General features: G+C 41.7%; 23 protein-coding genes. 12 read left to right on the forward strand and 11 right to left on the reverse strand.

The genetic code is table 11. The features are described from left to right. Positions 1–1,206, reverse strand: coding sequence for an acetyl-CoA C-acetyltransferase (locus A7P55_RS04045; protein ID WP_171551185.1), 1,206 nt, complete (start codon positions 1,204–1,206; stop codon positions 1–3). A gap of 217 nt (positions 1,207–1,423) precedes the next feature. Here A7P55_RS04045 and A7P55_RS04050 point away from each other — a divergent pair, with 217 nt between their 5' ends. The 4 genes from A7P55_RS04050 to A7P55_RS04065 all read left to right on the forward strand — a co-directional run bounded on the left by A7P55_RS04050 (position 1,424) and on the right by A7P55_RS04065 (position 4,168). Continuing rightward, on the forward strand, positions 1,424–2,521 hold the full coding sequence (locus tag A7P55_RS04050) for an agmatine deiminase family protein (protein ID WP_171551186.1): 1,098 nt from the start codon (positions 1,424–1,426) through the stop codon (positions 2,519–2,521). A gap of 83 nt (positions 2,522–2,604) precedes the next feature. Next, complete coding sequence (locus tag A7P55_RS04055) at positions 2,605–3,141, forward strand: AAA family ATPase (protein ID WP_171551187.1); 537 nt, start codon at positions 2,605–2,607, stop codon at positions 3,139–3,141. Between the two features lie 53 nt (positions 3,142–3,194). Then, positions 3,195–3,740: an AAA family ATPase gene (locus A7P55_RS04060; RefSeq protein WP_171551188.1), complete on the forward strand. Its 546-nt coding sequence runs from the start codon at positions 3,195–3,197 to the stop codon at positions 3,738–3,740. Next, complete coding sequence (locus A7P55_RS04065) at positions 3,737–4,168, forward strand: NUDIX domain-containing protein (protein WP_171551189.1); 432 nt, start codon at positions 3,737–3,739, stop codon at positions 4,166–4,168. Before A7P55_RS04060 ends, A7P55_RS04065 begins: the two co-directional genes overlap by 4 nt. A gap of 1 nt (position 4,169) precedes the next feature. Here A7P55_RS04065 and A7P55_RS04070 read toward each other — a convergent pair whose 3' ends face one another. Then, complete coding sequence (locus A7P55_RS04070) at positions 4,170–4,655, reverse strand: GNAT family N-acetyltransferase (protein ID WP_171551190.1); 486 nt, start codon at positions 4,653–4,655, stop codon at positions 4,170–4,172. A gap of 94 nt (positions 4,656–4,749) precedes the next feature. Continuing rightward, positions 4,750–5,763 carry an AraC family transcriptional regulator gene (locus tag A7P55_RS04075; RefSeq protein WP_004652394.1) on the reverse strand — a complete coding sequence of 338 codons (1,014 nt, stop codon included), beginning with the start codon at positions 5,761–5,763 and terminating at the stop codon, positions 4,750–4,752. Positions 5,764–6,241: 478 nt separating this feature from the next. Here A7P55_RS04075 and A7P55_RS04080 point away from each other — a divergent pair, with 478 nt between their 5' ends. The 5 genes from A7P55_RS04080 to A7P55_RS04100 all read left to right on the forward strand — a co-directional run bounded on the left by A7P55_RS04080 (position 6,242) and on the right by A7P55_RS04100 (position 13,572). After that, the gene (locus A7P55_RS04080; RefSeq protein ID WP_216077961.1) at positions 6,242–7,360 is read left to right on the forward strand and encodes a CaiB/BaiF CoA-transferase family protein; all 1,119 of its coding nucleotides are present in this window, start codon (positions 6,242–6,244) and stop codon (positions 7,358–7,360) included. A gap of 144 nt (positions 7,361–7,504) precedes the next feature. Beyond that, on the forward strand, positions 7,505–8,728 hold the full coding sequence (locus A7P55_RS04085; RefSeq protein WP_171551341.1) for a carbohydrate porin: 1,224 nt from the start codon (positions 7,505–7,507) through the stop codon (positions 8,726–8,728). Positions 8,729–8,871: 143 nt separating this feature from the next. Further along, complete coding sequence (locus A7P55_RS04090) at positions 8,872–11,277, forward strand: glucose/quinate/shikimate family membrane-bound PQQ-dependent dehydrogenase (protein ID WP_005208740.1); 2,406 nt, start codon at positions 8,872–8,874, stop codon at positions 11,275–11,277. Between the two features lie 173 nt (positions 11,278–11,450). Then, on the forward strand, positions 11,451–13,094 hold the full coding sequence (locus tag A7P55_RS04095; RefSeq protein WP_171551191.1) for a nitrite/sulfite reductase: 1,644 nt from the start codon (positions 11,451–11,453) through the stop codon (positions 13,092–13,094). Beyond that, on the forward strand, positions 13,087–13,572 hold the full coding sequence (locus tag A7P55_RS04100) for a DUF934 domain-containing protein (RefSeq protein WP_171551192.1): 486 nt from the start codon (positions 13,087–13,089) through the stop codon (positions 13,570–13,572). Before A7P55_RS04095 ends, A7P55_RS04100 begins: the two co-directional genes overlap by 8 nt. A gap of 69 nt (positions 13,573–13,641) precedes the next feature. On the opposite strand, the gene A7P55_RS04105 is transcribed toward A7P55_RS04100, so the two are convergent. The 3 genes from A7P55_RS04105 to A7P55_RS04115 all read right to left on the reverse strand — a co-directional run bounded on the left by A7P55_RS04105 (position 13,642) and on the right by A7P55_RS04115 (position 16,016). After that, entirely contained in the window at positions 13,642–14,085 is a 444-nt protein-coding gene (locus tag A7P55_RS04105; RefSeq protein ID WP_004652388.1) for a VOC family protein, read from the reverse strand. Positions 14,086–14,214: 129 nt separating this feature from the next. Next, entirely contained in the window at positions 14,215–15,390 is a 1,176-nt protein-coding gene (locus A7P55_RS04110; RefSeq protein ID WP_171551193.1) for a thiolase family protein, read from the reverse strand. Positions 15,391–15,500: 110 nt separating this feature from the next. Then, the gene (locus tag A7P55_RS04115; protein WP_171551194.1) at positions 15,501–16,016 is read right to left on the reverse strand and encodes a GspH/FimT family protein; all 516 of its coding nucleotides are present in this window, start codon (positions 16,014–16,016) and stop codon (positions 15,501–15,503) included. A gap of 366 nt (positions 16,017–16,382) precedes the next feature. On the opposite strand from A7P55_RS04115, the gene omp38 (A7P55_RS04120) reads away from it, so the two are divergent. Continuing rightward, on the forward strand, positions 16,383–17,399 hold the full coding sequence (gene omp38 / locus A7P55_RS04120) for an outer membrane protein Omp38 (protein ID WP_016162674.1): 1,017 nt from the start codon (positions 16,383–16,385) through the stop codon (positions 17,397–17,399). A gap of 456 nt (positions 17,400–17,855) precedes the next feature. Beyond that, positions 17,856–18,956 carry an outer membrane protein Omp38 gene (gene omp38, locus A7P55_RS04125; RefSeq protein WP_171551195.1) on the forward strand — a complete coding sequence of 367 codons (1,101 nt, stop codon included), beginning with the start codon at positions 17,856–17,858 and terminating at the stop codon, positions 18,954–18,956. A 128-nt stretch (positions 18,957–19,084) separates the two neighbouring features. On the opposite strand, the gene A7P55_RS04130 is transcribed toward omp38 (A7P55_RS04125), so the two are convergent. From A7P55_RS04130 to A7P55_RS04150, 5 genes are all read right to left on the reverse strand, one after another. Next, positions 19,085–19,243: a hypothetical protein gene (locus A7P55_RS04130; protein ID WP_171551196.1), complete on the reverse strand. Its 159-nt coding sequence runs from the start codon at positions 19,241–19,243 to the stop codon at positions 19,085–19,087. Between the two features lie 4 nt (positions 19,244–19,247). Next, complete coding sequence (locus A7P55_RS04135) at positions 19,248–20,453, reverse strand: RtcB family protein (RefSeq protein WP_171551197.1); 1,206 nt, start codon at positions 20,451–20,453, stop codon at positions 19,248–19,250. 251 nt (positions 20,454–20,704) lie between these two features. Then, entirely contained in the window at positions 20,705–22,162 is a 1,458-nt protein-coding gene (locus A7P55_RS04140) for an amino acid permease (RefSeq protein WP_171551198.1), read from the reverse strand. Positions 22,163–22,439: 277 nt separating this feature from the next. Continuing rightward, a complete protein-coding gene (locus tag A7P55_RS04145; protein ID WP_171551199.1) occupies positions 22,440–23,465 on the reverse strand; it encodes a class I SAM-dependent methyltransferase in 1,026 nt (341 codons plus the stop codon). A 62-nt stretch (positions 23,466–23,527) separates the two neighbouring features. Then, positions 23,528–24,886 carry a nucleobase:cation symporter-2 family protein gene (locus tag A7P55_RS04150; RefSeq protein ID WP_159414334.1) on the reverse strand — a complete coding sequence of 453 codons (1,359 nt, stop codon included), beginning with the start codon at positions 24,884–24,886 and terminating at the stop codon, positions 23,528–23,530. 176 nt (positions 24,887–25,062) lie between these two features. On the opposite strand from A7P55_RS04150, the gene typA reads away from it, so the two are divergent. Further along, positions 25,063–26,898, forward strand: a complete 1,836-nt coding sequence (gene typA / locus A7P55_RS04155) for a translational GTPase TypA (RefSeq protein WP_017402215.1) — start codon at positions 25,063–25,065, stop codon at positions 26,896–26,898. The last annotated feature ends 49 nt before the right edge of the window (positions 26,899–26,947 follow it).

Consider the following 26,947-nt stretch of genomic DNA (forward strand, 5'->3'; position numbering starts at 1 on the left):
TTACACCAACTCAATAATGGTGGCAATCCCCATTCCACCACCGACACACAATGTAGCCAAGCCACGTTTTTTACCTTGACGCTCTAATTCATCCAGCAAAGTGCCTAGAATCATCGCGCCAGTCGCACCCAATGGATGACCCATCGCAATGGCACCGCCATTGACATTGACTTTCTCGGCTGGAACCTTGAGCTCATTGATAAAACGCATCACCACGGCCGCAAATGCTTCATTGACTTCAAATAGGTCAATATCATCAATCGTTAAGCCAGCTTTGGCCAAGGCTTTACGTGCAGCAGGCGCAGGACCTGTCAGCATGATGGTCGGGTCTGTACCCACCAATGCGGTTGCCAATACTTTGGCACGTGGCTTTAAGCCTTGTTCTTTGACGGCTTTTTCAGAAGCCAATAACACCACCGCAGCGCCATCAACAATGCCTGAGGAGTTACCCGCATGATGCACATGGTTGATTTTTTGTGCTTCAGGATACTTCTGTAGTGCAACCGCATCGAAGCCCATTTGTCCCATCATTTCAAAGCTGGCATTGAGTTTTGCTAAGCCTTCAACTGTGGTCGCACCTCGAATAAATTCATCTTTTTCTAAGATCAGCACACCTGAATGATCTTTAACTGGCACCACAGATTTATCGAAATAACCTTTGGCCTGTGCTGCCGCTGCTTTTTGTTGTGAGCCGACTGCAAACGCATCAACATCTTCACGGCTATAGCCATCTAAGGTTGCAATGAGGTCTGCACCAACGCCTTGTGGTACAAAAGAAGATTTTAAGTTGGTTTCAGGATCAAGTGCCCAAGGGCCGCCATCAGAACCCATTGGGATACGTGACATGGATTCCACACCGCCTGCAACGACCACATCTTCCCAACCAGAGCGGACTTTTTGTGCTGCTAAATTGACTGCTTCCAAACCAGATGCACAGAAACGGTTGATTTGCACACCTGCCACATCATCATTCCACCCTGCGGCAATCGCAGCGGTTTTGGCAATATCGCCCCCTTGATCAGCAATCGGTGTGACACAACCTAAAACGATGTCATCGACTTTTGAGGTGTCTAGTTGGTGACGTTGTTGTAATTCATTCAGTAATGATGTCAGTAAAGTAATGGGTTTAACTTCATGCAGTGAGCCATCTTTTTTTCCTTTTCCGCGTGGCGTGCGAATGGCATCAATAATGTAGGCCTCGCTCATAGGTTTTCCTTGTATCACCTTAAAATTGTTGTTTATCGAGTGTACTCAATTTAAATGTCAGTGCAATGATGATAAACATTGACAAGTTTGATGTTTTTCGCCAATGGGATGGGAAATTCAAACAATCGTTAATTTTGGTGTCTTTTGATAAGTCTGACAGTGTCTTCGATTAGACTAGTGCTTGAAAATGAGAGATAGAAATGATGAGCGAAACTACATGATAAAAACCAAGCGTCACTATGCAGCGATGGCATTGATCTTGTCACTTTTGGGATGTGATACATCTGGACGGGATGTTGAAAACAGCACAGCAAAGCAGGATAAAAACAAGATGAGTCAAATCTATTCCAATCAAGTTGCTGATGACAAAATGTTGTTGGTGTTGTCTGCACCTTCTGTACATGATCCTTATTACAAGTCTGCTTTTCAACGGATTGTCGATTTCCAAATTGATTACGCCAAGTCCATTTTGGGCAATGATAATGTGGTGATTGTGGTGGATAAAGACACTAAGCCGTATTTCACAGGCAAAGTGCCTGAAGATATTTTACTGGTGGATGATGTCCGTGATATTTGGATGCGCGACTTCACTACGGTTAATCCAATGCAGCCTGTGCAATTTACCTATACTTGGGCCTCGATGACGCAGAAACAAAGTAAAGATGTGCAAAAAAGTTTTAGCCAATTTGCTGACCGTTATCAAATTCAAAGAGCCAAAACTGATTTGATGCTAGATGGGGGTAACCTAGTTGATGACTATGCGGGTCGTGTGATTACCACCACACGTTTCATGGAAGATAATGAGCTTAGTTATAACGAGGCCAAACAAGAGTTAAAAGCCACGTTGGGTGCAATTGAAGTTGCCATTCTAGAGCCAGATGAAGAAGTGCTGGCACATTCAGATGGTATGGTCAGTTGGGTGGATAAAAATACCTTGCTGGTGAATGACTATTCAAAAACACCAGCATTTAGAACCACCGTAATGAAGGAGTTAAAAGCTTCTTTTCCAACTGCAAAAATTGTGGAAGTGCCTGTTGAATATAAGACTAATCCGAAAGGTCAGTGGGAGGGTTTTGAGTCAGCATGTGGTGTGAATTTGAATGCCACGGTCACACATCACAATATTTATGTGCCAACCTTTAATATGCCGCATGATCAAAAAGCACTCACGATCATCAAGCAGAATACTTCTAAGAAAGTTATTCCTGTGAATGCTGAAAGTGTTTGTCCAATGGGCGGCAGTGTGCGTTGTCTCACTTGGCAGGTGACAGGGGACAATGCTGCGAAACTGATTCAAGCGGCAAGAGATAAGTAATTGATTTATAACTTGCATCGACTGGTTCACAAGCCGATGCAAGTTGTATAAACTCACATGCCTTTTTATTGTGCTAATAACAAATGAAATTTATTAATATTATTGGTACCACAGGTTCAGGTAAATCGACGCTTGCCCGACAGTTGGCGCAAAAACAACAATTACAATACATCGAACTGGATAATTTACTTTGGTTGGATGACTGGCAGGAGTCACCGAATGATGATTTTTTTGACAAGCTTAAATCAAGCATGGACGCGGCACCCGCTGGTTGGGTGATTGATAATCTGTATACGCGTAGTATCGATAGGATTTGGTCTGAGGTCGATACGGTGATCTGGTTGGATTATTCATTTTCGATCAATTTATATCGACTGACAAAACGAACCTTGTGGCGGGCTTTGAGTCGAGAACGATTATGGGAAGATTCAAACAATAGAGAGAGTTGGAAAATGATGTTCTCCAAGAAATCGATCTTTCTGTGGATGTTGCAGAAATATCCGCAAAATAAGCGGCGATATTTAGCCATGATGCAACATCCAGACTATCAGCATATTCGGTTTATACATTTAACCACACCAACGCAAACGAGGCGTTTTTTAGAAAGTCTACACTTATAAATACTCATCATCAGTGTAAGTAAAATCATGTGTTATACAATCAGGGGGGGGGGATGAAATTTATTAATGTTGTCGGAACATCTGCTTCAGGGAAAACCACTTTTGCTCGTCAGCTTGCTCAAAAGCTGGCTGTGGCGCATATTGAAATGGATGATTTGTTTTGGTTGGATAATTGGCAGGAAACACCTGATCAGGAATTTTTTGCTAAATTACAAGCTCAAATGGAGCAAGCCACTGCTGGATGGGTGCTTGATGGTAATTATTCTCGAACGCAGGATTTGAAGCAGAGATATGTTGATACGATTATTTGGTTAGATTATTCCTTTTCCTTGAATCTGTATCGCTCAGTGAAACGGGCGATCAGTCGAGCAGTAACGCAAAAAAGATTGTGGGCGAGTTCGAATAATCGAGAAAGTTTTAAGAGCAGTTTTCTGTCTAAAGATTCGATTATTTTATGGATGATTAGTCATCATGCTAAAAATCGGAAAAAGTATTTGACGATGATGAATGATCCCCAATACCAGCAAATTCGATTTGTTCATTTAAGCTCCCCGAAACAAGCAGCTGAGTTTTTACAGCAGATTAAGGCTAAACAATGACATCTATTCGCGCCAAAGCGTTATGCCTATTTCGCCACAATGACAAGGTCTTACTTGCAAAAGCGTATGATCCCAACAAGGACGAATATTTTTTCAGACCAATTGGTGGTGGTGTTGAGTTTGGAGAAACTTCTGTGCAGGCAATAGAACGAGAAGTCGAAGAGGAAATTCAGCAGCAGATAACACAGCCAAAACTTATCTGTGTATTGGAAAATCTATTTCGCTTTGATGGGCAGCAAGGCCATGAAATTGTGTTTGTATATGATGCCAAATTTGTCGATTCGGATGTGTACAACAAGCAAGAAATACAGGGTAATGAAACCAATGGATATCGCTATATCGCACAGTGGCTGAGTCGAGAACAAATAAAACTCACTCAATCTCCTGTTTATCCAAAAGGCATTGAGCAATGGCTATTCAATGCGTAGATCATCTCAAGTTTGCGTTTATGGACTCATTCGATAAATCTAAATGAAAGAATTGGTTATAGGCTGATTCGGTATATTCTGCGAAAGCTGCACCTTGAACAAAGCCAAACTTCTTATAAAGTTTGATTGCTGCATCAAAGTGAACGTCTTTTCCCGTTTCTAAACTGACTCGTTGATATTGACGCTCTTGAGCAACTTTCAGTAAATACTCCAGCAGCTGCTTTGCGACACCTTGGCGCAAATGGTCGGGATGAGTCCGCATAGATTTGATTTCTGCATGGTCGGGTGTCAGTTCTTGAATTGCGCCACAACCCAGTAATTCTTTATCGTTCCATAAGGTATAGACGCTAATTGAATCTTTTTGCAGGCTGCTGAGGTCTAAAGCAAAACGATGCTCAAGTGGAGTGTTTTGATGCAGGCCATACAAATGGATATGAATCAAATTTTGAACTTGTGGGTGAGAGAAGTCAGCTTTTTTAATGATCATTGTTATTCAAGCAAATTGTAGAGGTCTGCTTGATTATTAGCATATTTAAAATGCAGTGTTCAACTACATCAGGTTAAACACTGCATTGAAACGATTAGTTGTGATGACCGTGTAATTGGCGATATAGACCAGGGGTAACACCTGTCCATTTTTTAAAGGCACGGTGGAAAGTACTGGTTTCACTAAAGCCGACTTGCTGTGCTACATCTTCAAGAGTGAGATTAGGAGTCAACAATAAATGAATCGCCGCATCACGACGTAAGGCATCCTTAACACCTTGATAGCTTTTGCCTTCGGCAGCCAAACGACGACGTAAAGTTTGTGGCGATAAATACAACATTGCTGCCACATCGTTGAGCGTTGGCATTTCTTCGCCAATCTGGCTCTTTAATACATCGCGAATGCGTGAAGTCAATGAGTTGGTATTTTTGAACTTCACTAATAATTGTGCAGGTGCTGCTTTTAAGAACTCTTCTAAAGTCTTTTCATCCTGACGGATTGGGAGATCTAGATAATCTGCTGCAAAGGTAATTTCTGTACGGGGTGCATCGAATTGCATCACTGGGGCGAAGAACAATGCATCGTATTCATCAGCATGATTCGGACGCTCATAACCAAAATGCACACGCTCTAAAGGTAGGCGACGTTCAATTAACCATGATGCTAGACCGTGCCAGATCATCAGCATGCTTTCAGTAATGAAATGATCAGGGTCTAAAGCTTTAGGGATATGCGGCACTAAACGTGCTTCATGCTTGTCACGTTCCAAGCTAACTGACCATTCATCTCCAAACAATTTGTAGAATTGAGAGGAGAGTTCCAGTGCTTGCCCAAGGGTCTTAGAATGGATAATTAATTGGCACATGATCGCAAATGTACCCAAGCGACGTGGCTGTACATCGAAACCGACGTGTTCGTCTTGGGTGACCATCCATAACATTTTTACAAAACGGGTGTACTGCTCTGGAGAGATTCGAGCCTTCGGTTGGCGGAGTAATTCAGCCTCTATGCCGACATGTGAAAGTAATGTTTCAACGTCCATGCCTAGGCGTTTAACACCTGTTAAAGCCGCATTCACGAAGTGGATGCTGATCGTATCACGGCTCATATTGAATCCTTCAGTTTCTTTACTATTCACGATAATTGACCTAAATAACCGTCTAAAATAAAAAGGGCTTGTTAGTTGATCAGATATAGCTGCGACAATAGACATTTTTTAGATGGTACAAGACGTGGCTTGTGAAATTTAGTACTTCTAAATGAGCATGACATAACGCAGTAGCATCAAAAAATGCCTTTGTCCCGTAGGGTTGTAACAAAAATTTCCTCATACATCGTTATGAAACTCGGAAATGAATTGTCATTCCTGTCGTTTCATGCCTCGTCTGATAAAATTTTTGCTAACAACGCAACATATATATGATCAATTAACAAGCCCTATGGCAATTGACAAGAAAAATAATTGCGCCTTGTATACATGTTAAATTGCCGAAACTATCAAGGTAAATGGCTGAACATGACATTGTTTTTGTGTTTATCCACACCTAGTATAAAAGAAAATTTGAACAAATTGAGTAAAAATTATTATGCCATCTGCACTAAAGGGATTGAAAGTCCTCGATTTTTCGACTTTATTACCAGGACCATTTGCCAGTATGTACCTTGCGGACATGGGTGCAGAAGTTATCCATGTTGAATCACCGACGCGTCCAGACCTTGTACGGATTATGCCACCCTATGCCAATGGTCAGGCCACTGCGCATAGTTATCTGAATCGGAATAAGCAGTCGATTGCACTCGACCTCAAAGATGCAGCCAATATTGAACTGATCAAAAATAAAATCTCTGAGTTCGATATTGTGCTGGAACAGTTCCGTCCCGATGTGATGCGCCGTTTAGGTTTGGACTATGAAACGTTGGCCGAGATTAACCCACGTTTAATCTACTGTTCAATTACAGGTTATGGTCAGACTGGCGCGTATAAAGATCGGGCGGGTCATGACATTAACTATTTAGCATTGGCAGGCGTGTCTGGGCATAGTGGTCGTCAAGATGGTGGACCGCCACCCTTGGGCATTCAAATTGCCGATGTAGCGGGTGGTTCTTTGCATGCAGTGATTGGCATTCTTGCAGCTGTGGTTGAACGTCAACGCAGTGGTCTGGGGCAATATCTTGATATTTCGATGACGGATTGTGTGGCGAGTTTAAATAGTATGGCGGCTTCAGCCAGTCTGGCCGGGCAAACGCCACAAGCACCAGAGGCGGGAATGCTGAATGGTGCAAGCTTCTATGATTATTATCAAACCAAAGATGGTCGCTATTTTTCAGTGGGAAGTTTAGAACCACAATTTATGACAGGCTTGGCTGCAGCACTAGAATTACCCGTGTTGCTTGCAAAAGGAACCTCGTTTGACCCTGAAGATCGTCAAGCGGTAAAGCAAGCCTTGCAGGAAAAGTTTAAAACGCAAAACTTTGCCGAATGGCAAGATATGTTCCAAAGCTTGGATATTTGTGTAGAACCAGTTCTCAGTCTGGATGAAGCGTTGGTCTCGCCAATGGCTCAACAAAGAGGCTGGGTGGTTGATGTGCCAGTATCGGAAAATGCATTACAAACTGAGCCACAGTTGGCCTGTCCGATCAAGTTTTCACGTTCGCAAATGAAGTATGCCTTTATCGGTCAGGGTTTGGGTGAGGGTAAATGGTAGAAAATATGTGCGACTAATCACTGATTGTTAAAATATTGTACAGATTGTTAACATTTTGAATAAGTTGTAATTTAAAAATGAGAGTAACCTTTTATACACAATAACATAAAAGGTTACGTAAACATGACAATCTCTAAGTCTTTGATTGTTTCTTGTTTATCCGTTCTATCATTGAGTCTTTTCACACAACATACTCAAGCAGCATCTTCCGCATTTGACCCAAATGGTCAATGGCTGTTTGGTGATTGGAACGGTCAACGCACTGCGTTGCAAGAACAGGGTTACAAATTTTCTGCTGATTACACAGGTGAATTTGCAGGGGTTTTAGATTCTAAGCAATACTCAAGCCATGGCAGTGAATTTACTGGGCAATTGGCTTTAGGTACTAATTTCGACCTAAATAAAATTTTAGGTTGGCAAGATACTGAGGCCCAGATCACGGTGACATACCGTGATGGACAGCCTTTGTCACAAACCGCAGATGGCTTACAAGGTCACCAAAGTTCTGTACAAGAAGTTTGGGGTCGTGGTCAAACTTGGCGTTTAACCGACCTCTGGATCAAAAAGAAATTTTTAGATCAAGCTTTAGATATTAAAGTGGGTCGTTTTGGTGAAGGTGAAGACTTCAACAGTTTTAACTGTGATTTCCAGAACTTATCATTATGTGGTTCTCAGGTGGGTAACTGGGTTGGTGATCAATGGTACAACTGGCCTGTGAGCCAATGGGCATTGCGTGTCAAATATAACCTCCAGCCAGACCTATATGCACAAATCGGGGCATATGAATATAACCCTGAGAACTTACAGCGCGGCAAAGGTTTTAACCTAAGTACAGATGGCTCTCGTGGTGCGATTATTCCTGCAGAAGTGGTCTGGAATCCTAAATTAGGCGCATTGTCTCTGCCTGGTGAATACCGCTTTGGTTATTATTACAGCACAGCCGATGCCGCAGAAATTGAGAATCCTGCCAAAACTGGACATAAACAAGGCGGCTGGTTTACTGCGAAGCAGCAGCTCACTCGTCATGACGGTCAATCAGATCGAGGTCTAACAGGCTTTGTCAATGTCACGGTACATGATTCGAAAACCAATGCGATCAAAGACATGCAAAATGTCGGTTTAGTCTATAAGGGTTTATTGGATCAACGTCCTCAAGATGAACTGGCTATAGGTGTTGCTCGTATTCATGCCAATGATAAAAACAACAGTCTGTTGGATGAAGAATATAACACTGAGTTGTACTACGGCATTCATGCCACCAACTGGTTGACGATTCGTCCAAATATTCAATATGTCCACCATGTTGGCGCATTGAAGGATGGTGATAAGACTTGGGTGGGCGGGATTAAGTTCCAAACCATTTTCTAATTTCGATACTCGGGCAGTTTTGCAGATGCAGTCCAGATGATGGGCGATATCTGCAAGATTGTTATTGTGATTTGAACTCGACCATTGAATAGATAAGTCATCTTTTTAGTGGATCCAAAATATAAAAGATGCAAGGTGATCTTATGAATCAATCTGCTTCAAAATCTGGGCTTAGAACCTTGACGGTGGTGATTATCGCCCTCATTGCATTGTTCTTGCTCGTTGGTGGTATCTGGCTCGCAGCGATTGGCGGGTCTTTTTATTATGTGATCGCAGGTGTACTGTTGCTGATCGTGGCAGTACAACTCTATAAACGTGCCTCTGGTCCATTATGGGTCTATGCGGCATTGATGTTAGGCAGTGTAGTTTGGGGTGTTTGGGAAGTTGGGACTGACTTCTGGGCACTGGCACCACGTCTTGATATCCTTGGCATCTTAGGTTTGTGGTTACTCATTCCAGCGGTGACACGCGGGATTGATAACCTCACTTCAAGTAAAGTGGCACTGTCATCGACTTTAGCTATTGCGATTGTAGTGATGGTGTACTCGATCTTTAATGATCCACAAGAAATCAATGGTGTCATTCAAACGCCACAGCCAGCACAAGCGAAAGCAGTGGATGGTATTGCCCCTGAAGATTGGCCCGCATATGGTCGTAGTCAGGGTGGTGAACGTTATTCTCCACTCACACAGATCAACGATAAAAACGTCAAAGATCTGAAAGTGGCTTGGACTTTACGTACCGGTGATTTCCGAACTGAAAATGACTCAGGCGAAACCACGAATCAGGTCACGCCAATCAAGATCGGCAATAACATGTTTATGTGTACCCCACATCAACATCTAATCTCGATTGACCCTGCGACAGGGAAGGAAAAATGGCGTTTTGATCCAAAACTCAAAACCGATAAGACCTTCCAGCATTTAACCTGCCGTGGTGTGATGTACTACGACGCTGCCAATACCACTGAGTTTGCAACCAGCTTACAGGCGAAGAAGTCGACCTCAACCGAGTGTCCACGTAAAGTGTTTGTTCCTGTGAATGACGGTCGTTTAGTGGCGGTCAATGCAGATACAGGTAAAGCATGTTCTGACTTTGGTCAAAATGGTGAAGTGAATTTACAAGAGTTCATGCCATATGCTTATCCAGGCGGCTATAACCCGACATCTCCGGGTGTGGTGTCTGGTACAACCGTTGTGATTGCAGGTTCTGTGACGGATAACCATTCGAATAAAGAGCCATCAGGTGTGATTCGTGGTTATGACGTGAACACCGGTAAATTATTGTGGGTGTTTGATACAGGCGCAGCTGATCCAAATGCAATGCCAGGTCAAGACACTCAATTTGTTCATAATTCACCAAATGCATGGGCGCCACTTGCCTATGATTCAAAACTCGATATCGTCTATGTTCCAACAGGTGTAGGTACACCAGATATCTGGGGTGGAGATCGTACTGAGTTGAAAGAGCGTTATGCCAATTCAATGCTGGCGATTAATGCAACGACGGGTAAACTGGTATGGCATTTCCAAACCACACATCATGATTTGTGGGATATGGACGTACCATCACAACCTTCATTGGCGGATATTCAAGATAAATCAGGTCAAACGGTTCCTGCGATTTATGTATTGACTAAAACAGGCAATGCCTTTGTTTTAGACCGTCGTAATGGTCAGCCAATTGTACCAATTACCGAGAAACCTGTTCCGCAAACGGTGAAATGGGGTCCACAAACTAAAGGCGAGTTCTATTCAAAAACTCAACCTTTCTCTGACTTTGATTTAGCACCGAAAGATAAGTTGACTGATAAAGACATGTGGGGTGCTACCATGTTTGATCAGTTGATGTGTCGTGTGAAATTTAAACGTCTGAATTACGATGGTATTTATACACCACCTTCTGAAAATGGTACTTTAGTTTTCCCAGGAAACTTGGGTGTGTTTGAATGGGGCGGCATGTCTGTGAATGCAGATCGTCAGGTTGCGGTGATGAACCCGATTGGTTTGCCATTCGTAAGTCGTTTAATTCCAGCAGACCCAAACCGTCAACCTGTGGCGCGTGGTGCGGGTACTGAGCAGGGTATGCAACCAATGTATGGTACGCCATATGGTGTTGATATCAGTCCGTTCTTATCTCCATTAGGTTTACCATGTAAACAACCGGGTTGGGGCTTTGTTGCTGGTGTGGATTTAAAAACACATGAAGTGGTCTGGAAAAAACGTATTGGTACCATTCGTGACAGCTTGCCAACCTTATTCCAATTACCACCAGTGAAAATTGGTGTGCCAGGTTTAGGCGGTTCGATTTCGACTGCGGGTAATGTGATGTTTGTCGGTGCAACGCAAGATAATTACATCCGTGCCTTTAATGTTTCAAATGGCGATAAGTTATGGGAAGCACGTTTACCTGCGGGTGGGCAGGCAACACCAATGACTTATGAAGCCAATGGCAAACAATATGTAGTGATTATGGCCGGTGGACATGGTTCATTTGGTACCAAAATGGGTGATTATCTCGTGGCATACGCATTGCCAGATAAGAACTAATTTCATTTAGAAATTGAATGTCAAAGCTCAGATTCGTCTGGGCTTTTTCTTTTTGTGGCAATTAGATAGGCTTATCAATAAAACCGTTATTAAATATGCAAAAAAAGCATTTTGTTGATGAATAAAAGCTCGCTATGCTAGTCGCCTTTATAATGAATGACTAGCCATACGCCATGTATTTATATACGGATTTCGATCAACAACTGATTAACCAACGTGTTGCTCAGTTTCGCGATCAAACAGAACGCTATTTAGCTGGAAAATTAACAGAAGACGAATATCGTCCATTACGTTTGCAAAATGGTCTGTACGTGCAACGTTACGCACCTATGCTCCGTATCGCTGTGCCGTATGGCTTGATGAATACTAAACAACTCAGAAAAATTGCTGAAATTGCGACAGAGTACGATCGTGGTTATGCCCATGTTTCAACCCGTCAAAATATTCAGTTGAACTGGCCTGCATTGGAAAATGTACCTGACATTTTAGCAGAGCTTGCAACGGTACAAATGCATGCCGTACAAACTTCAGGAAACTGTATTCGTAATACCACCACTGACCAGTTTGCAGGTGTGGTTGCAGGTGAGATTGCTGACCCACGTCCAACCTGTGAATTGATTCGTCAGTGGAGTACCTTTCACCCTGAATTTGCCTTCTTACCACGTAAGTTTAAAATCGCGGTATCGGCTTTAGAAGAAAAAGACCGTGCTGCCACAGCATTCCATGATATCGGTGTTTATCTGGTTCGTAATGATGCCAGTGAAATGGGCTATAAAATCATGGTGGGTGGTGGTCTCGGCCGTACCCCGATTATTGGCAGCGTGATCCGTGAGTTTTTACCACGTGAAGATTTAATTGCTTATTTAGAAGCGACCTTACGTGTTTATAACTTACATGGTCGTCGTGATAACAAATATAAAGCGCGTATCAAAATTTTGGTGAAAGCATTAACACCAGAAGTGTTTGCACAAAAAGTGGAAGCTGAATTTGAGCACACGCGTGAAGCATTAAAGATTCAACCTGAAATCTTGAAAAAATTGGATGAAGAATTTACTCCATTTGATTATCAAGATTTAGAAGATCAGGACTTCACAGACTTATTCGCTGCACATCCGAAATTCAAACAGTGGTTTAACGTCAATACCAATGCACATAAAGTGAAAGGTTATCGTATCGTTACGATTTCTTTGAAACGTGCGGGTATTGCGCCTGGTGATGTCACCAGTGAAGAAATGAACTTAATTGCTGACTTAGCCGATAAATATACTTTTGGTGAGTTCCGGACCACGCACGAACAGAACATTTCATTGGTCGATGTGCCGCAGAAAGATCTATTTGAATTGTGGCAAACGCTTGAACACAGCGACATGGCACGTGCACATATTGGCTTTATTACCGATATTATCTGCTGCCCGGGTGGTGATTTCTGTTCATTGGCCAATGCCAAATCGATTCCAATCTCAGAAGCAATCAGCCGTCGTTTTGATGATCTAGATACCATCTATAACTTAGGTGAGCTGGATTTGAATATTTCGGGTTGTATGAATGCTTGTGGTCACCACCATGTCGGCAATATCGGTATTCTTGGTGTTGATAAGAAAGGCGCAGAATTCTATCAAATTACTTTAGGTGGTCATGCAGATCATGATGCATCTTTGGGTGATATTTTAGGACCGTCATTTGCAGCCGAAGTTGTGCCAGATGTGATTGATGAAATTTTAAACACTTACCTTGACCTGCGTACAGAAGGTGAGCGTTTTATCGATACCTATCGCCGTGTTGGTATTCAACCATTTAAGGAGCGTGCTTATGCTTAATACAACGCTACAAGTGCTCTCTAAAGATGGCACAATTGCAGACAATACTTATCAAGTTATTGCTGAAGATGGCGTGCTTCCACAAGGTGATGTAGTTGTAACAACTGCACAGTTGGATCAATTGGCACATATACAAGGCAAAAAAGCCCTATACCTCACAGTTAATGACTCTCCTGAAACACATCAATTTCCATTGAATGAGCTAGATGCCATTTTTATTGAATTTGCTGGTTTTAATGATGGCCGTGGTTATTCATTCGCTGCCTTATTACGTCGCCAAGGGTATCAAGGTGAATTGCGTGCAGTAGGTGATATCTTTAAGGATGTTTTAAATTATTTAAAACGTTCTGGCTTTGATACATTTGTGGTGAAAGAAGGCAAGGATATTCATGAAGCTGCTGCGGGGCTTCAGGACTTTACCAATCCGTATCAAGCATCAACAGCGGTACCTAAAGCAAGCTATCAGACTGGCGCATAAGCAGATTGAAAGAAAAAAGCTGAACTTCGGTTCAGCTTTTTTTTGTTTTAATTGTTAAGTTCACACTGATTATTCATCTAACTGGCAATTGATCATCCATTTAATCCCAAACTGATCAGTGAATGCGCCATAGAGCGCACCCCAGAAGGTTTTTTCTAAGGGCATCTCAATTTGGCCATTTGCAGACAAGGCATTGAATAATCGTTGCGCTTCGTCTTGTTCATCAGGATCAAGATTAATTGAAATATAGTGGTTGTTACCTTGGGTAAATACGCTATTTTGAGCACAGAATTGATCATTCACATCTGAAGCCATCAATACGGTAAATTCATTGATGGGTAGGGATACATGTAAAACCAAGTTTTTATCGGCTTCTGAAAGGCTGACACCTTCAGTAGGTGGCATATCGCCATAACGGCTGAGCATGGCAAATTCGCCACCAAACACAGATTTATAAAAATTGAATGCTTGTTCTGTTTGTCCTTTAAAATTTAGATAATGATTGAGTTGCATATGGGACTCCTTGTTGTTTTTTTATACACAGCATAACTTATCGGGAATTGAACAATGGGTGCATTATTTTTTGTAACCCTAAAAATAAAAATCCTGCATCAAGCAGGATTCTTATTGCATTAAAAGGGCTTAGATTAATTCAATCGCAACCGCAGTCGCTTCACCACCACCGATACATAAGGCTGCAACACCTTTCTTACCGCCAGTACGTTTAAGTGCATGAATGAGTGTCAGAATGATACGCGAGCCTGTAGAGCCAACTGGGTGACCCAATGCACATGCACCGCCATTGATATTGACTTTTTCAGCATCTAATTTGAAGTCATCGATTGGACACATAGTCACCATAGCAAAGGCTTCGTTGATTTCCCATAGATCGACGTCTTGTGCATCCCAGCCCGCTTTTTTCAATACTTTTTCGATAGCACCGACAGGAGCGATGGTAAATTCAGATGGGTGTTGAGAGTTTGACGCAGTTGCAAGAATTTTTGCTAAAGGTTGTAAACCACGTTGAGCTGCAACTTCACTTGAAGTTAATACCAAAGCTGATGCACCATCAGAAATTGAGCTTGCGTTTGCAGCAGTAATGGTACCATCTTTAGCAAAAGCCGGTTTTAATGATGGGATTTTATCGATCTTTGCACTTAATGGTTGCTCATCTTGATCAACAACCACGTCGCCTTTACGGGTAGAAACCGTTACTGGAACGATCTCATCTTTGAAGTAACCTTCGGTAATCGCCTTTTGCGCACGCTGCAAAGAACGGATGGCAAAGTCATCCATTTGTTCACGCGTATAGCTACGTTTATTCGCCATATCTTGTGCAAATGAACCCATTAAACGACCAGTCTCAGCATCTTCTAGACCATCAAGGAACATGTGATCTTTAATTTCGCCATGGCCCATGCGGTAGCCAGCGCGTGCTTTTGGCAAGACGTATGGCGCATTGGTCATTGATTCCATACCACCTGCAACCACGATCTCTGCGCTACCTGCTTTAATCATATCTGCTGCTTGCATCACAGCTTTCATGCCTGAACCACAAAGCTTGTTAATGGTTACTGCACCTGTAGAGTCCGGCAAGCCAGCCTTACGCATTGCTTGGCGCGCAGGACCTTGTTTTAGGCCTGCTGGTAAAACACAACCCATGATTACTTCTTCTACATCAGTCGGTTGCAGGCCAGAACGGGCAATTGCTTCTTTAATGGTAGCAGCACCTAATTCTGGCGCTGTAACACCAGATAATGCACCTTGGAAGCCGCCCATTGCTGTACGAGCGCCATTAACGATTACGATATCAGTCATGATGTGTCTCCACACTTATAATTTATAAAAATGTTCCAAACTTAAGCAGTATAGTAAAAAAAGGATCGGAATAAAGTATTTTACCCATTTTAGGCTAGACTGAAGAGTTTTTAGCAACTTGATAACTTTTCAAAGCGAATATTGCCCATCCGACTTAAAACAATTTTAGTATGGTACTGAGGGGATTCGGAGCAGTAGATAAAGCTGCCATTGGACGCAAAGGGAAGGCCATTTTCGGCTTGAAAAACAAGAGAGTTGGGACTTCGTCCAAAAGATCTAAAGTTGAGGTAACCATATTTATGGTTTAAAGGGACACTAAAGAGGAGTGTTTCATTCTGATCACGTTGGTTGTTTCGGTTAATATCAATAAATCCGATAAAACCTTTATTCCAATTTGTGTCACAGTTCTCAAAATTTGAACTTGGGCACAGCATCACATTTTTATGATGAAGTTGTGCATCCGTTTTTGCTTTTTGTATATGAATTGTGAGGATTCTTTTAAGGTAGTTTACTTCAGTGGAGATCATCATTTCACGAAAATGGGGAATAGCAATAGTAATCAAAATTGTCAGAATACCAAGGGTGATCACTAATTCAATTAAAGTAAAGCCAAAGGGTTTAAACATATTCTACCTATCTATTTTTTATTAATTTTTTTATTAACAGAGTGTTAAATGAAAACTTAATTTTTCTAGTGAGTATTTCTAAAAAAAAAATTAAGATATACTAAAGCATAAGTTCCTGAACAGTAATTCAAACAGATACCTGATGGGAATTGAAAATTTACTGAACTACAACGGAAATTGTAAGAAATTTTGTCAATAATTTATGAGGTTAAAGTTATCAAGCACTTGGAAAATTCATCAAGTGTTTGTATGATTCAAAGTGAAGTGAATAGCTGAAAAAATAATACTGTAGAACACCTGTGTTCTCAGGACGAAAAATCATAGGCTGAGCTTACACAAAACAATTGTTATCTCTGGAGGATATCCATGAAATTGAGTCGTATTGCACTTGCTATGCTTGTTGCTGCTCCTTTAGCTGCTGCGAATGCGGGCATAACTGTAACTCCATTATTGGTTGGTTATAGCTGGCAAGACAGTAAGCATAATAATGACAACCTAACAACTCATGCTGAGTTGCAGGATGATTTATTCGTTGGTGCTGCATTAGGCGTTGAATTAACACCTTGGTTAGGTTTTGAAGTTGAATATAACCAAGTGAAAGGTGATCTTGACGGTACTGGCGTAGCTAATGCTGAATATAAACAACAGACAGTTGCTGGTAATTTCTATGCAACTTCTGACCTAATCACTAAAAACTATGACAGCAAAATTAAGCCGTACGTGTTATTAGGTGCTGGTCAAACTAAAACTGATTTTGATGGTATCTATGAAGTTAAGAAAGATACTATTGGTAATGCTGGTTTAGGTGCTTTCTGGCGTTTAAACGATGCTTTATCACTTCGTACTGAAGCTCGTGGTACTTACGACTTTGATGAGAAGTATTGGAGATATACAGCACTTGCTGGCTTAAACGTAGTTCTTGGTGGTCACTTGAAACCTGCAGCTGCAGTAGTAGAAGTTACTCCAGTTGCTCCAACTCCAGTTGCTCCACAGCCACAAGAGTTGACTGAAGATCTTAACATGGAACTTCGCGTATTCTTCGATACGAACAAGTCTGACATCAAGCCGCAATACAAGTCTGAAATTGCTAAAGTTGCAGAGAAGTTAGCTGAATACCCGAATGCGACAGCTCGTATTGAAGGTCACACAGATAACACTGGTCCACGTAAGTTGAACGAACGTTTATCTTTAGCGCGTGCTAACTCTGTTAAGTCTGCACTTGTAAATGAATACAACGTGAATGCAACTCGTTTGACAACTCAAGGTTTCGCTTGGGATCAACCGATTGCTGACAACAAAACTAAAGAAGGCCGTGCTATGAACCGTCGCGTATTCGCTGCGATTTCTGGTAGCCGTACTGTTCTAGTACAACCAGGTCAATAAGCTCAATAACTTGAGTTTTTGAACTGAAAAAAAGCGACTCGTCAGAGTCGCTTTTTTTATGGATATATAGGTTTTTGTAGCATTGATGTAAAACTAAAACATAAGGATTCAAAACTAGAATAATCTTGCCTTAACTTTGGATGCTGTGTTGAGATTATTTAGTTTTGTTGAAAAGATTTTTGTAGCTTGTTAAAATTTTGATTAAAAAGTGATAAGCTTTCACCGCTTTATTAGATGTTGTTAAATTAGAATTTTCTAATTTTTTGAGAGAGGGAGAGTGTTTTTTTTCAGTGGCTGCAAACTTAATAGTGTCTGCTACTTGGAAAATTATCCAAGTATTTGTATGATTCAATATAAGTGAATGACTGAAAAAGATACAATAAAACTATTTCTCAGTATTCAAAAATTATTAGGGTTTAGAGAACAAACAATTTTTTGTTTTTTGGAGGATATTCCATGAAAATGAGTCGTATTGCACTTGCTATGCTTGTTGCTGCTCCTTTAGCTGCTGCGAATGCGGGTGTAACAGTCACTCCATTAATGCTTGGTTATCACTGGTACCCTGAGAATGCTCAGGACAAGATGCGTGATACTTTAACAGATCGTGATCCTCAGGGTCGTGGTGATGCTGGAAGCATAAAAAATGGTGTTGCGTTACAAAGTGATTTACTTGTTGGTGCTGCAATTGGTGTTGAGTTAACTCCTTGGTTACAAGCCGAGATTGAATATCAACAAACGAAAGCTGACGCAGCTCGTAATGAGAAAACCAATTTTAATGGTCAGCCGTGGGATGCTAAGCAACAAACTTTAAGTTTGAATGCAATTGCTACTGCTGATGTGTTTACTGGTAATTATGACAGTAAAATCAAGCCGTATGCTTTATTAGGTGTTGGTCACTCTAAAATTACAGTAGATAACCCAGGTTGGGATCGTCGTTCATATGACACAATCAGCAACTTAGGTGGTGGTGTGTTATGGCAAGTGAATGATGCTTTAACACTTCGTACAGAAGGTCGTGCAGTTTATAACTACGACAATAAGTGGTGGGAAGGTCAAGCCTTGGCAGCACTTCAAGTTGTGGTTGGTGGTCACTTGAAACCTGCCGCTGCTCCAGTAGTAGAAGTTGCTCCAGTTGAGCCAACTCCAGTTGCTCCACAGCCACAAGAGTTAACTGAAGATCTTAACATGGAACTTCGTGTCTTCTTTGATACGAACAAATCTGTTATCAAACCACAATACAAAACTGAAATCGCTAAAGTTGCTGAGAAGTTAGCTGAGTTCCCGAATGCGACAGCTCGTATTGAAGGTCACACAGATAACACTGGTCCACGTAAGTTGAACGAACGTTTATCTTTAGCGCGTGCTAACTCTGTTAAGTCTGCACTTGTAAATGAATACAACGTGAATGCAACTCGTTTGACAACTCAAGGTTTCGCTTGGGATCAACCGATTGCTGACAACAAAACTAAAGAAGGTCGTGCTATGAACCGTCGCGTATTCGCTGCGATTTCTGGTAGCCGTACTGTTCTAGTACAACCAGGTCAACAAGCTCAATAATTTGAGTTTTTGAACTGAATAAAAAAAGCGACTCGTCAGAGTCGCTTTTTTTATATAAATAATTTGGGGTGTTAGACATTTTGATTACTCCTATATGAATGTATACGTATTAAGTCGTGTGTTACGGCTTACCAAACTTCTTTTTTAAGCTGCTGTTTGGCATTCTGTCTTTCACGACGATGTTGTGCTCGAGGCTTCTCAGTTTCATGAACTCCACCTTTGTGTAATAAAGGTGAAAGCGCGACAGGATTACGTACTTTGATTTTAGGCATTTCTTTGAGTTTCATTTGCTTATCCTTTGACGCATAAAATTTGTTTGAGGGTATGTACGATCTCAATCAAGTCAGATTGGTTTGCCATGACTTGGTCAATATCTTTGTAGGCCGCTGGAATTTCATCAATCACCGCACGGTCTTTTCTGCATTCGATGCCTTGGGTTTGCTGAATCAAGTCATCTTGGCTAAATAGCAGTTTTGCCTTGCTGCGGCTCATTTTTCGTCCTGCACCATGTGAACATGAGCAGAATGATTCAGGGTTGGCCTTGCCTTTAACAATATAGGAGCGTGTACCCATTGAACCGGGGATTATTCCTAACTCATCGAATCCTGCCCGAATGGCTCCTTTGCGGGTGATTAGTAACTCTTCACCAAAGTGTTGTTCTCGACTGACATAGTTGTGATGGCAGTTAATTGCTTCTTTGGTCATTTGGAATGGCGGGAGTAGTGGACGAATCGCTTCTAATATCAGACGCATCATTTCACGTCTATTTTCAAACGCATATTCCTGCGCCCATTCAACCGCTTCCACGTAATCATTAAAGCTATTTGAACCTTCCGCAAAATAGCTCAAATCTTTATCTGGTACATGTCCAAATCGATGCTGAGCTTCTTTCTTGGCGAGTTCAATGAAATAGGTGCCAATTACATTACCTAAACCGCGGCTGCCTGAATGTAGCATCACCCAGACATCTTGATTTTCATCAAGGCAGAGTTCGATAAAATGATTACCACCACCTAAAGTGCCAAGTTGTTTCTGCCAAGTGGCATCAAACTTTCTGAGCATTCGAACCAAGCCAGGATGTTTTTTAATGATCGGTTGTAAGCGTTTTTCAAGCGGAATAATGCTCGAAGCTTTTGCTTTCACCTGTTTGTGTAATTCAAAGCCTACAGGGACTTTACGTTCTATGGCATGACGTAGCGGTGCAAGGTTGTCTGGAAGCTGTGATGCTTTTAGATTGAGCCTTATTGCGTTCATACCACAACCAATATCAACACCTACTGCTGCGGGGATGATGGCACTTTTCGTGGGAATCACGCTACCTACAGTCGCACCTTTGCCGACATGTACATCAGGCATCACTGCAATATGTGAATAAACAAATTGTAGTTGTGCCATTTTTTTCAGTTGTTCAATACTTTCGCTATCAATATCGTTGGTGAAGATTTTCACTGGAACGCCATATTCAGCACCAGCATTGAGTATTTTTTGTATGCCCATTTTCTTGTCTCGGGTATTTTAATTGTTGGTCCGAATAGGCATAAAAAAACCTAGCGAATGCTAGGTTGAATAGGGCATTCGGACAAGTGATCAATCGATTTGTACACTTGTCCGTGAGTCGACAGTGCCAAATCTTATGGTGTGTTTCCTAGTTGTAATGGCATGCTGTCGTCCTCCTATCATGTGGTGCCGTTGAAAATATGAGCGAGATTTTACTCATATTTTCATTTGGGTCAAGTAAAAAGCGGTTTTTATTCGCCTTCTTTTACATTCATTTCTTTATAAGCAATCAGTTTGGTCTTGTGTTTCCACTTATAACCCAGCCAGATCGCCAAGAATAATGGAATACTAATATAGGTTGAAATTAAACCTAACCAGTCAATTTTCCCGCCAAGTAAAGCTTGGTAGTTTTGACCTAAGATGATGATTGAACACAGAATAAATGCAAACCAAGGCGCAAATGGGAAGAATTTGGCGCGATAAGCCAGATCTTCAACTTTATAACCCTGAGCGATATAGCCTTTACGGAAACGGTAGTGTGAAATCGCAATACCTAGCCAGACAATGAAACCACACATCCCTGACATGTTGAGTAACCAGTTAAAGACCTGTTTCTCACCAATAAACGTAGTCAGGAAGCACAATGCAGCTACGGCAGTGGTTGCATAAAGCGCATTCATGGGTACACCACGACCATCCAGTCTTGAGAACCACTTAGGTGCACGGCCTTCTTTGGCCATATCAAATAGCATACGGGTAGAGGAATACATGCCCGAGTTACCCGCTGATAAGATCGCACTGAGAATAACTGCATTCATCAAACTTGCTGCAAAAGCAAAGCCTGCTTTTTCATACAATAAAGTGAATGGTGAGAGGGCAATATCTTCACTTTGCGCTGCTTTTAATAGCAGTGGATCATCATAGCTGACTAACGTACCGATGATGAAAATACAAAGGATATAGAACAGTAAAATACGCCAGAAGATTTGTTTGATCGCCAATGGAATGGTCTTTTTAGGGTCTTTTGATTCACCAGCGGCAACACCTACCATCTCAGTCCCTTGGAATGAGAATCCGGCAATCATGGCCACACCGATTAAGGCTTGCAGACCGCCGACAAAAGGCGCTTCTTTATAAGTCCAGTGCTGAAATACCGATACATTTGGCGTCATCATGATTTTAAAAATCATCCATATACCAATGATGATAAATACGATAATCGCAATCACTTTGATCAAAGAAAATAAGAATTCACTTTCACCAAAACCTTTTACGGTTAAGGCGTTAATTCCAAAAATAATGGCAAGGAAAATGGCACTCCAGTAGAAGCCTGGAATATCAGGAAACCAAAACTTCATGATGAATTGAACAGCAACCAATTCAAAGGCAACAGTAATCGCCCAGTTATACCAATAGTTCCAACCTAAGGCGAAACCAAAGCCATCTTCGACATAGCGGCTACCATAGGTAAAGAATGCACCCGATGTTGGGTTGTGCGTGGCTAACTCACCTAAGCTGGTCATCAAGAAATAAATCATGATACCGATGAGGGCATAAGCCAATAACGCACCACCTGGACCCGCAGTGGCAATGGTTGAACCTGAAGCAAGGAATAAGCCTGTGCCGATCGATCCACCAATGGCAATCATGTTCAGGTGTCGAGCCCCGAGCTTGCGCTGAAGGTGTTGAGGAGCAGATGTATCGCTCATAAAAATTCCTTAAACTGTATAAGGGTCTGTTGACACTTTATATCTGGGTTGCGTTATAGGCTGAAATTTCATCAATCAAGGCATGAAACGAAAGTAATAGCGGCTCTAGTGCTAAGTTTCATAACGAAGAGTGAGGGAATTTCAACCATAACCCTTCGGGGCAGGAATATTTTTGCCGCTATAGCGTTATGGCTGACTCATTTAGAATCACTAAATTTCATCAACCATGCCTTATATCGCCTAAAAAATATTCTCTGCCGCAACCATAGATAAAGTATCAGCTGACCCTGTTTGCACAGGCATATAACACCTTGAATCCTTGTTGATCGGCTTTCACCAGACATTCACCAAAGCTCTGTTCAATCAGAGGAGGGTAGTTTAGAAAACGATTTGCCACGATCCATAATTCACCTGAATTTTTCAGATGTTTTTTCGCACGTTGGCAAAGTTCCTCACTCGCATCGTAATTGGTATGAATTCCCTGATGAAAAGGCGGATTGCTGACGATCGCATCTAAATCATTCGGTGCATCCATAAAGCCAGTCACAGCTTGTAGGTTTAACTGGTTGAGATTCAGATTGTTTTTCTGAAAAGTCAGCTCAGTAGACCGTAATGCAAATGCATCAACATCAAGTGCAAAAATTTGCCGATTCGAATCTAGTTTGGCTAAATAGGCACTAATAATTCCAGCGCCACAACCAAAGTCGGCAATCTTACCTGATTTTACTTGACTAAGGTAAGGGACTAATACGGCTGTTCCGACATCTAAATGATCTTGACTAAATACACCAGGCAAGGCACAGATATTTAACTGTTCTTGATCTATTTGAACTGTATAAGTTTTTAACCAGTGTTCAAGTGGCTTTAACTGCTCTGTTCTTTCGATCTTCATTTGCCAAAGTTGGCAGTGACGTGCACTGTCAAGTTTTAGTGTTTTGCCGTATTGCAATAATTGTTTTGCTGCCCGCTCAACGCCGCCCTTTTTTTCACCAACCAGAAAAATATTTTGATCGAGCTTTAAATGGCTAACCACGACGTGCAAAATATAATTTAGTAATTCTTTCGACTTGGGAACAAAAATAACAACCTGATCAAACGTTGCGTGTGGGAATTCCGCGGAAAAATGAGAGCTAATTCCAGAGCTGATAAGACCTTGATGATCAGCATAATTCCAAGTCCATACTGAGGCTTGGACTTTATTGGGTAAAGTTTTGGCGAGTTGATCATTTGGGGCATTAATCAGTAAAACTTGCCCGCTTAAATAATCTTGTTGTCTGATGACAACTTCACTACGTGGATCCATTTTGATCTCTCATCAAAAACAAAGCCCAGTCGTGAAACTGGGCACTTGTCATGGTTGGATGATTATTTATGTGTTTCAGGTAAAACAATATTTAAAATTAGGGCTGCGATACCGCCTGTTGCGACCCCAGAGCTGAAAATATTTTTAAATAACTCAGGTAGATGCTCAAGAATCTGTGGTACTTGTGCAACACCGAGTCCGAGTGCGAGTGAAATTGCAATAATCAACAAAGCACGACGGTCAAGGTGAATACTGGAAAGAATATTGATACCAGAAGCAGCAACTGCGCCAAACATCACCATCACAGCGCCACCAAGCACCGCTTGCGGTACGGCTTGAATCACGGCAGCAACAGCAGGAAATAAGCCTAAAATCACTAAGAGCACGGCAATCCAAATCCCGACATAACGACTTGCCACACCAGTCAATTGAATCACACCATTGTTTTGTGCAAATACAGAACTTGGGAAGGTGTTGAAGATACCTGCTAAGAAAGAGTTCGCACCGTTGACCAGTACGCCGCCTTTAATCCGTTGCATCCAAACAGGACCATCGACCGGTTGATTAGAAATTTTACTGGTCGCCGTGACATCGCCAATCGCTTCGAGTGAAGTGACCAGATAGATAAATGCCATCGGGATGAACAAACTCCATGAGAAGCTGAGTCCAAAATGCATCGGTGTTGGAATTTGAATCAAGGGAGCATCGCTGAGTACTGAAAAGTTTAAATGCCCCATAAAACCGGCAAGAATATAACCAATCACCAAAGCAATTAAGATTGCTGAACTTTTGACCCAAATAATTTTGATACGATTTAGCAGAATAATAATACCCAGTACAGTACATGACATGATTAGGTTATCTGCATTGGCAAAGGTGTTGTCCTGCATTGCGGTATAACCACCGCCCATGCTAATCAAGCCTTCTTTAATCAAAGTAAGACCAATCAACAGCACTACAATGCCAGTGACTAACGGCGTAATTAGCTTTTTTACCCATGGTAAAATTCGAGAAACGCCCATTTCAATAAATGAACCTGCAATCACGACACCAAAAATGGCTGCCATGACTTGCTCAACAGGGGTACCTGCAGCAACCATTGCGCTCCCGATACCAATAATTGGGCCGATAAAGTTAAAACTTGTACCTTGGACAATGAGTAGTCCTGCACCAAATGGACCAACTTTTTTACACTGTAAAAAGGTTGCAATTCCTGAAATGATTAAAGACATCGAAAGGATCATATTGGTGTCTTCACGAGAGACGCCAAGTGCCAAACAAATCAGTAAACCAGGGGTGACAATCGGGACTAAAATCGCCAAAAGATGCTGTAAAGCGGCTAAAAATGCAACAAAAGGTTTCGGTCGATCATTGAGTCCGTAAACCAGATCAAGCTGCTGCTGAGGTTGTGAATTCGACATGGGAGTATAAAAAGCGAGAGGCATTAGTGGAATATTCTAATAGAGTTAGCTCGCTTTACCAACGATTCAATGACACTTCGTCAGAAAAAAAGTGCACTGTCAATAAACTGTCACTACTAAAGTTTAGTATTTTTCTGTATAATTTGCCCTCAAATTTAAAGCGTATCGAATTTTACATGTCAGATATTAAAACTCTCCGTAACATTGCCATTATTGCGCACGTCGATCATGGTAAGACGACTCTAGTCGACAAACTTTTACAACAATCAGGTGCTCTTGGTGATCGCGCAGGCGAGATTGAACGTGTTATGGATTCTAACGCGCTTGAGTCTGAACGTGGTATTACCATTCTTGCAAAAAACACTGCAATCAAATGGTTAGACGCACGTACAAACACCGAATACCGCATTAACATTGTGGACACTCCAGGACACGCCGACTTCGGTGGTGAAGTGGAACGTGTAATGTCGATGGTTGACTGCGTATTGCTTCTTGTAGACTCACAAGAAGGTCCAATGCCACAAACTCGTTTCGTAACGCAAAAAGCGTTCGCACGTGGTTTGAAGCCAATCGTGATTATCAACAAAGTCGACAAGCCAAGCGCGCGTCCAGATTGGGTTATTGATCAAGTATTTGATTTGTTTGACAACCTTGGTGGTACTGACGAACAGTTAGACTTCCCAATCGTTTATGCTTCAGGCTTACGTGGTGTTGCTGGTCCTTCACCAGAAGAATTAGCGGAAGACATGACACCGTTGTTCCAAACGATTGTAGATATTGTTGAACCACCAGCAGTTGATGTTGATGGTCCATTCCAAATGCAGATTTCATCACTTGACTATAACAGTTTCGTTGGTGTTATCGGTGTTGGTCGTATCCAACGCGGTTCAGTAAAATTAAACACTCAAGTGACTGTAATTGATAAAGAAGGTAAGACTCGTAACGGTCGTATCTTAAAAATCATGGGTTACCACGGTTTAGAGCGTGTTGATGTAGAATCTGCATCAGCAGGTGACATTATCTGTATTACAGGTATTGATGCATTAAACATTTCTGACACGATTTGTGATCCGAAAAATGTAGAAGCTTTACCGCCATTGTCTGTAGATGAACCAACAGTTTCGATGACCTTCCAAGTCAACAACTCACCATTTGCTGGTAAAGAAGGTAAATTTGTTACTTCACGTAACATTCGTGAACGTCTTGATCGTGAATTGATTCACAACGTAGCATTACGTGTTGAAGATACTGATAGTCCAGACCGTTTCAAAGTTTCTGGTCGTGGTGAACTTCACCTTTCAGTATTGATCGAAAACATGCGTCGTGAAGGCTTCGAAATGGGCGTATCACGTCCACAAGTAATCATGAAAGAAATCGATGGCGAAAAACAAGAGCCATTTGAAAATGTAACTTTTGACGTTGAAGAACAACACCAAGGTTCTGTAATGGAACAAATGGGCTTCCGTAAAGGTGAAATGACTAATATGGAAGTTGACGGTAAAGGCCGTATCCGTATTGAAGCAACAGTACCTTCACGCGGTTTGATTGGTTTCCGTTCTGAATTCTTAACCATGACTTCTGGTACAGGGATCATGACTTCTAGCTTCTCGCATTACGGTCCAGCAAAAGCAGGTACTGTTGCGAAGCGTCAAAACGGTGTATTGATCTCTATGGTTCAAGGGACTTGCTTGGGCTATGCACTCTTCACACTTCAAGACCGTGGTCGTTTATTCGCGAAGCCACAGTTAGAAGTATATGAAGGTATGATCATCGGTATTAACTCTCGTTCTGATGACATGGTTGTTAACCCAACTAAAGCGAAGCAGTTAACCAACGTTCGTGCATCAGGTACTGATGAAGCTTTGACATTAACACCTGCAATGGAATACACGCTTGAACAAGCGCTTGAATTCATTGAAGATGATGAATTAGTTGAAGTAACTCCAAAATCGATTCGTATTCGTAAGCGTTATTTAACTGAAAACGAACGTAAGCGTAATCGTGATAAATAATTTTTCTTCCTGAAAAATGAAAAAACCGCTAAATTTATTTAGCGGTTTT

The organism is Acinetobacter sp. Ac_5812, assembly GCF_013072695.1.
Taxonomy (GTDB): Bacteria; Pseudomonadota; Gammaproteobacteria; order Pseudomonadales; family Moraxellaceae; genus Acinetobacter.

What these genes read in the sequence shown, in the direction of transcription:
- A7P55_RS04050 (WP_171551186.1), top strand. Translation starts at nt 1,424, where the DNA reads ATGATAAAAACCAAGCGTCACTATGCAGCGATGGCATTGATCTTGTCA.
- A7P55_RS04105 (WP_004652388.1), bottom strand. Translation starts at nt 14,085, where the DNA reads ATGCAACTCAATCATTATCTAAATTTTAAAGGACAAACAGAACAAGCA.
- A7P55_RS04055 (WP_171551187.1), top strand. Translation starts at nt 2,605, where the DNA reads ATGAAATTTATTAATATTATTGGTACCACAGGTTCAGGTAAATCGACG.
- A7P55_RS04140 (WP_171551198.1), bottom strand. Translation starts at nt 22,162, where the DNA reads ATGAGCGATACATCTGCTCCTCAACACCTTCAGCGCAAGCTCGGGGCT.
- A7P55_RS04080 (WP_216077961.1), top strand. Translation starts at nt 6,242, where the DNA reads ATGCCATCTGCACTAAAGGGATTGAAAGTCCTCGATTTTTCGACTTTA.
- A7P55_RS04145 (WP_171551199.1), bottom strand. Translation starts at nt 23,465, where the DNA reads ATGGATCCACGTAGTGAAGTTGTCATCAGACAACAAGATTATTTAAGC.
- omp38 (WP_016162674.1), top strand. Translation starts at nt 16,383, where the DNA reads ATGAAATTGAGTCGTATTGCACTTGCTATGCTTGTTGCTGCTCCTTTA.
- typA (WP_017402215.1), top strand. Translation starts at nt 25,063, where the DNA reads ATGTCAGATATTAAAACTCTCCGTAACATTGCCATTATTGCGCACGTC.
- omp38 (WP_171551195.1), top strand. Translation starts at nt 17,856, where the DNA reads ATGAAAATGAGTCGTATTGCACTTGCTATGCTTGTTGCTGCTCCTTTA.
- A7P55_RS04095 (WP_171551191.1), top strand. Translation starts at nt 11,451, where the DNA reads ATGTATTTATATACGGATTTCGATCAACAACTGATTAACCAACGTGTT.
- A7P55_RS04070 (WP_171551190.1), bottom strand. Translation starts at nt 4,655, where the DNA reads ATGATCATTAAAAAAGCTGACTTCTCTCACCCACAAGTTCAAAATTTG.
- A7P55_RS04065 (WP_171551189.1), top strand. Translation starts at nt 3,737, where the DNA reads ATGACATCTATTCGCGCCAAAGCGTTATGCCTATTTCGCCACAATGAC.
- A7P55_RS04115 (WP_171551194.1), bottom strand. Translation starts at nt 16,016, where the DNA reads ATGTTTAAACCCTTTGGCTTTACTTTAATTGAATTAGTGATCACCCTT.
- A7P55_RS04060 (WP_171551188.1), top strand. Translation starts at nt 3,195, where the DNA reads ATGAAATTTATTAATGTTGTCGGAACATCTGCTTCAGGGAAAACCACT.
- A7P55_RS04130 (WP_171551196.1), bottom strand. Translation starts at nt 19,243, where the DNA reads ATGAAACTCAAAGAAATGCCTAAAATCAAAGTACGTAATCCTGTCGCG.
- A7P55_RS04110 (WP_171551193.1), bottom strand. Translation starts at nt 15,390, where the DNA reads ATGACTGATATCGTAATCGTTAATGGCGCTCGTACAGCAATGGGCGGC.
- A7P55_RS04135 (WP_171551197.1), bottom strand. Translation starts at nt 20,453, where the DNA reads ATGGGCATACAAAAAATACTCAATGCTGGTGCTGAATATGGCGTTCCA.
- A7P55_RS04090 (WP_005208740.1), top strand. Translation starts at nt 8,872, where the DNA reads ATGAATCAATCTGCTTCAAAATCTGGGCTTAGAACCTTGACGGTGGTG.
- A7P55_RS04100 (WP_171551192.1), top strand. Translation starts at nt 13,087, where the DNA reads ATGCTTAATACAACGCTACAAGTGCTCTCTAAAGATGGCACAATTGCA.
- A7P55_RS04150 (WP_159414334.1), bottom strand. Translation starts at nt 24,886, where the DNA reads ATGTCGAATTCACAACCTCAGCAGCAGCTTGATCTGGTTTACGGACTC.
- A7P55_RS04045 (WP_171551185.1), bottom strand. Translation starts at nt 1,206, where the DNA reads ATGAGCGAGGCCTACATTATTGATGCCATTCGCACGCCACGCGGAAAA.
- A7P55_RS04075 (WP_004652394.1), bottom strand. Translation starts at nt 5,763, where the DNA reads ATGAGCCGTGATACGATCAGCATCCACTTCGTGAATGCGGCTTTAACA.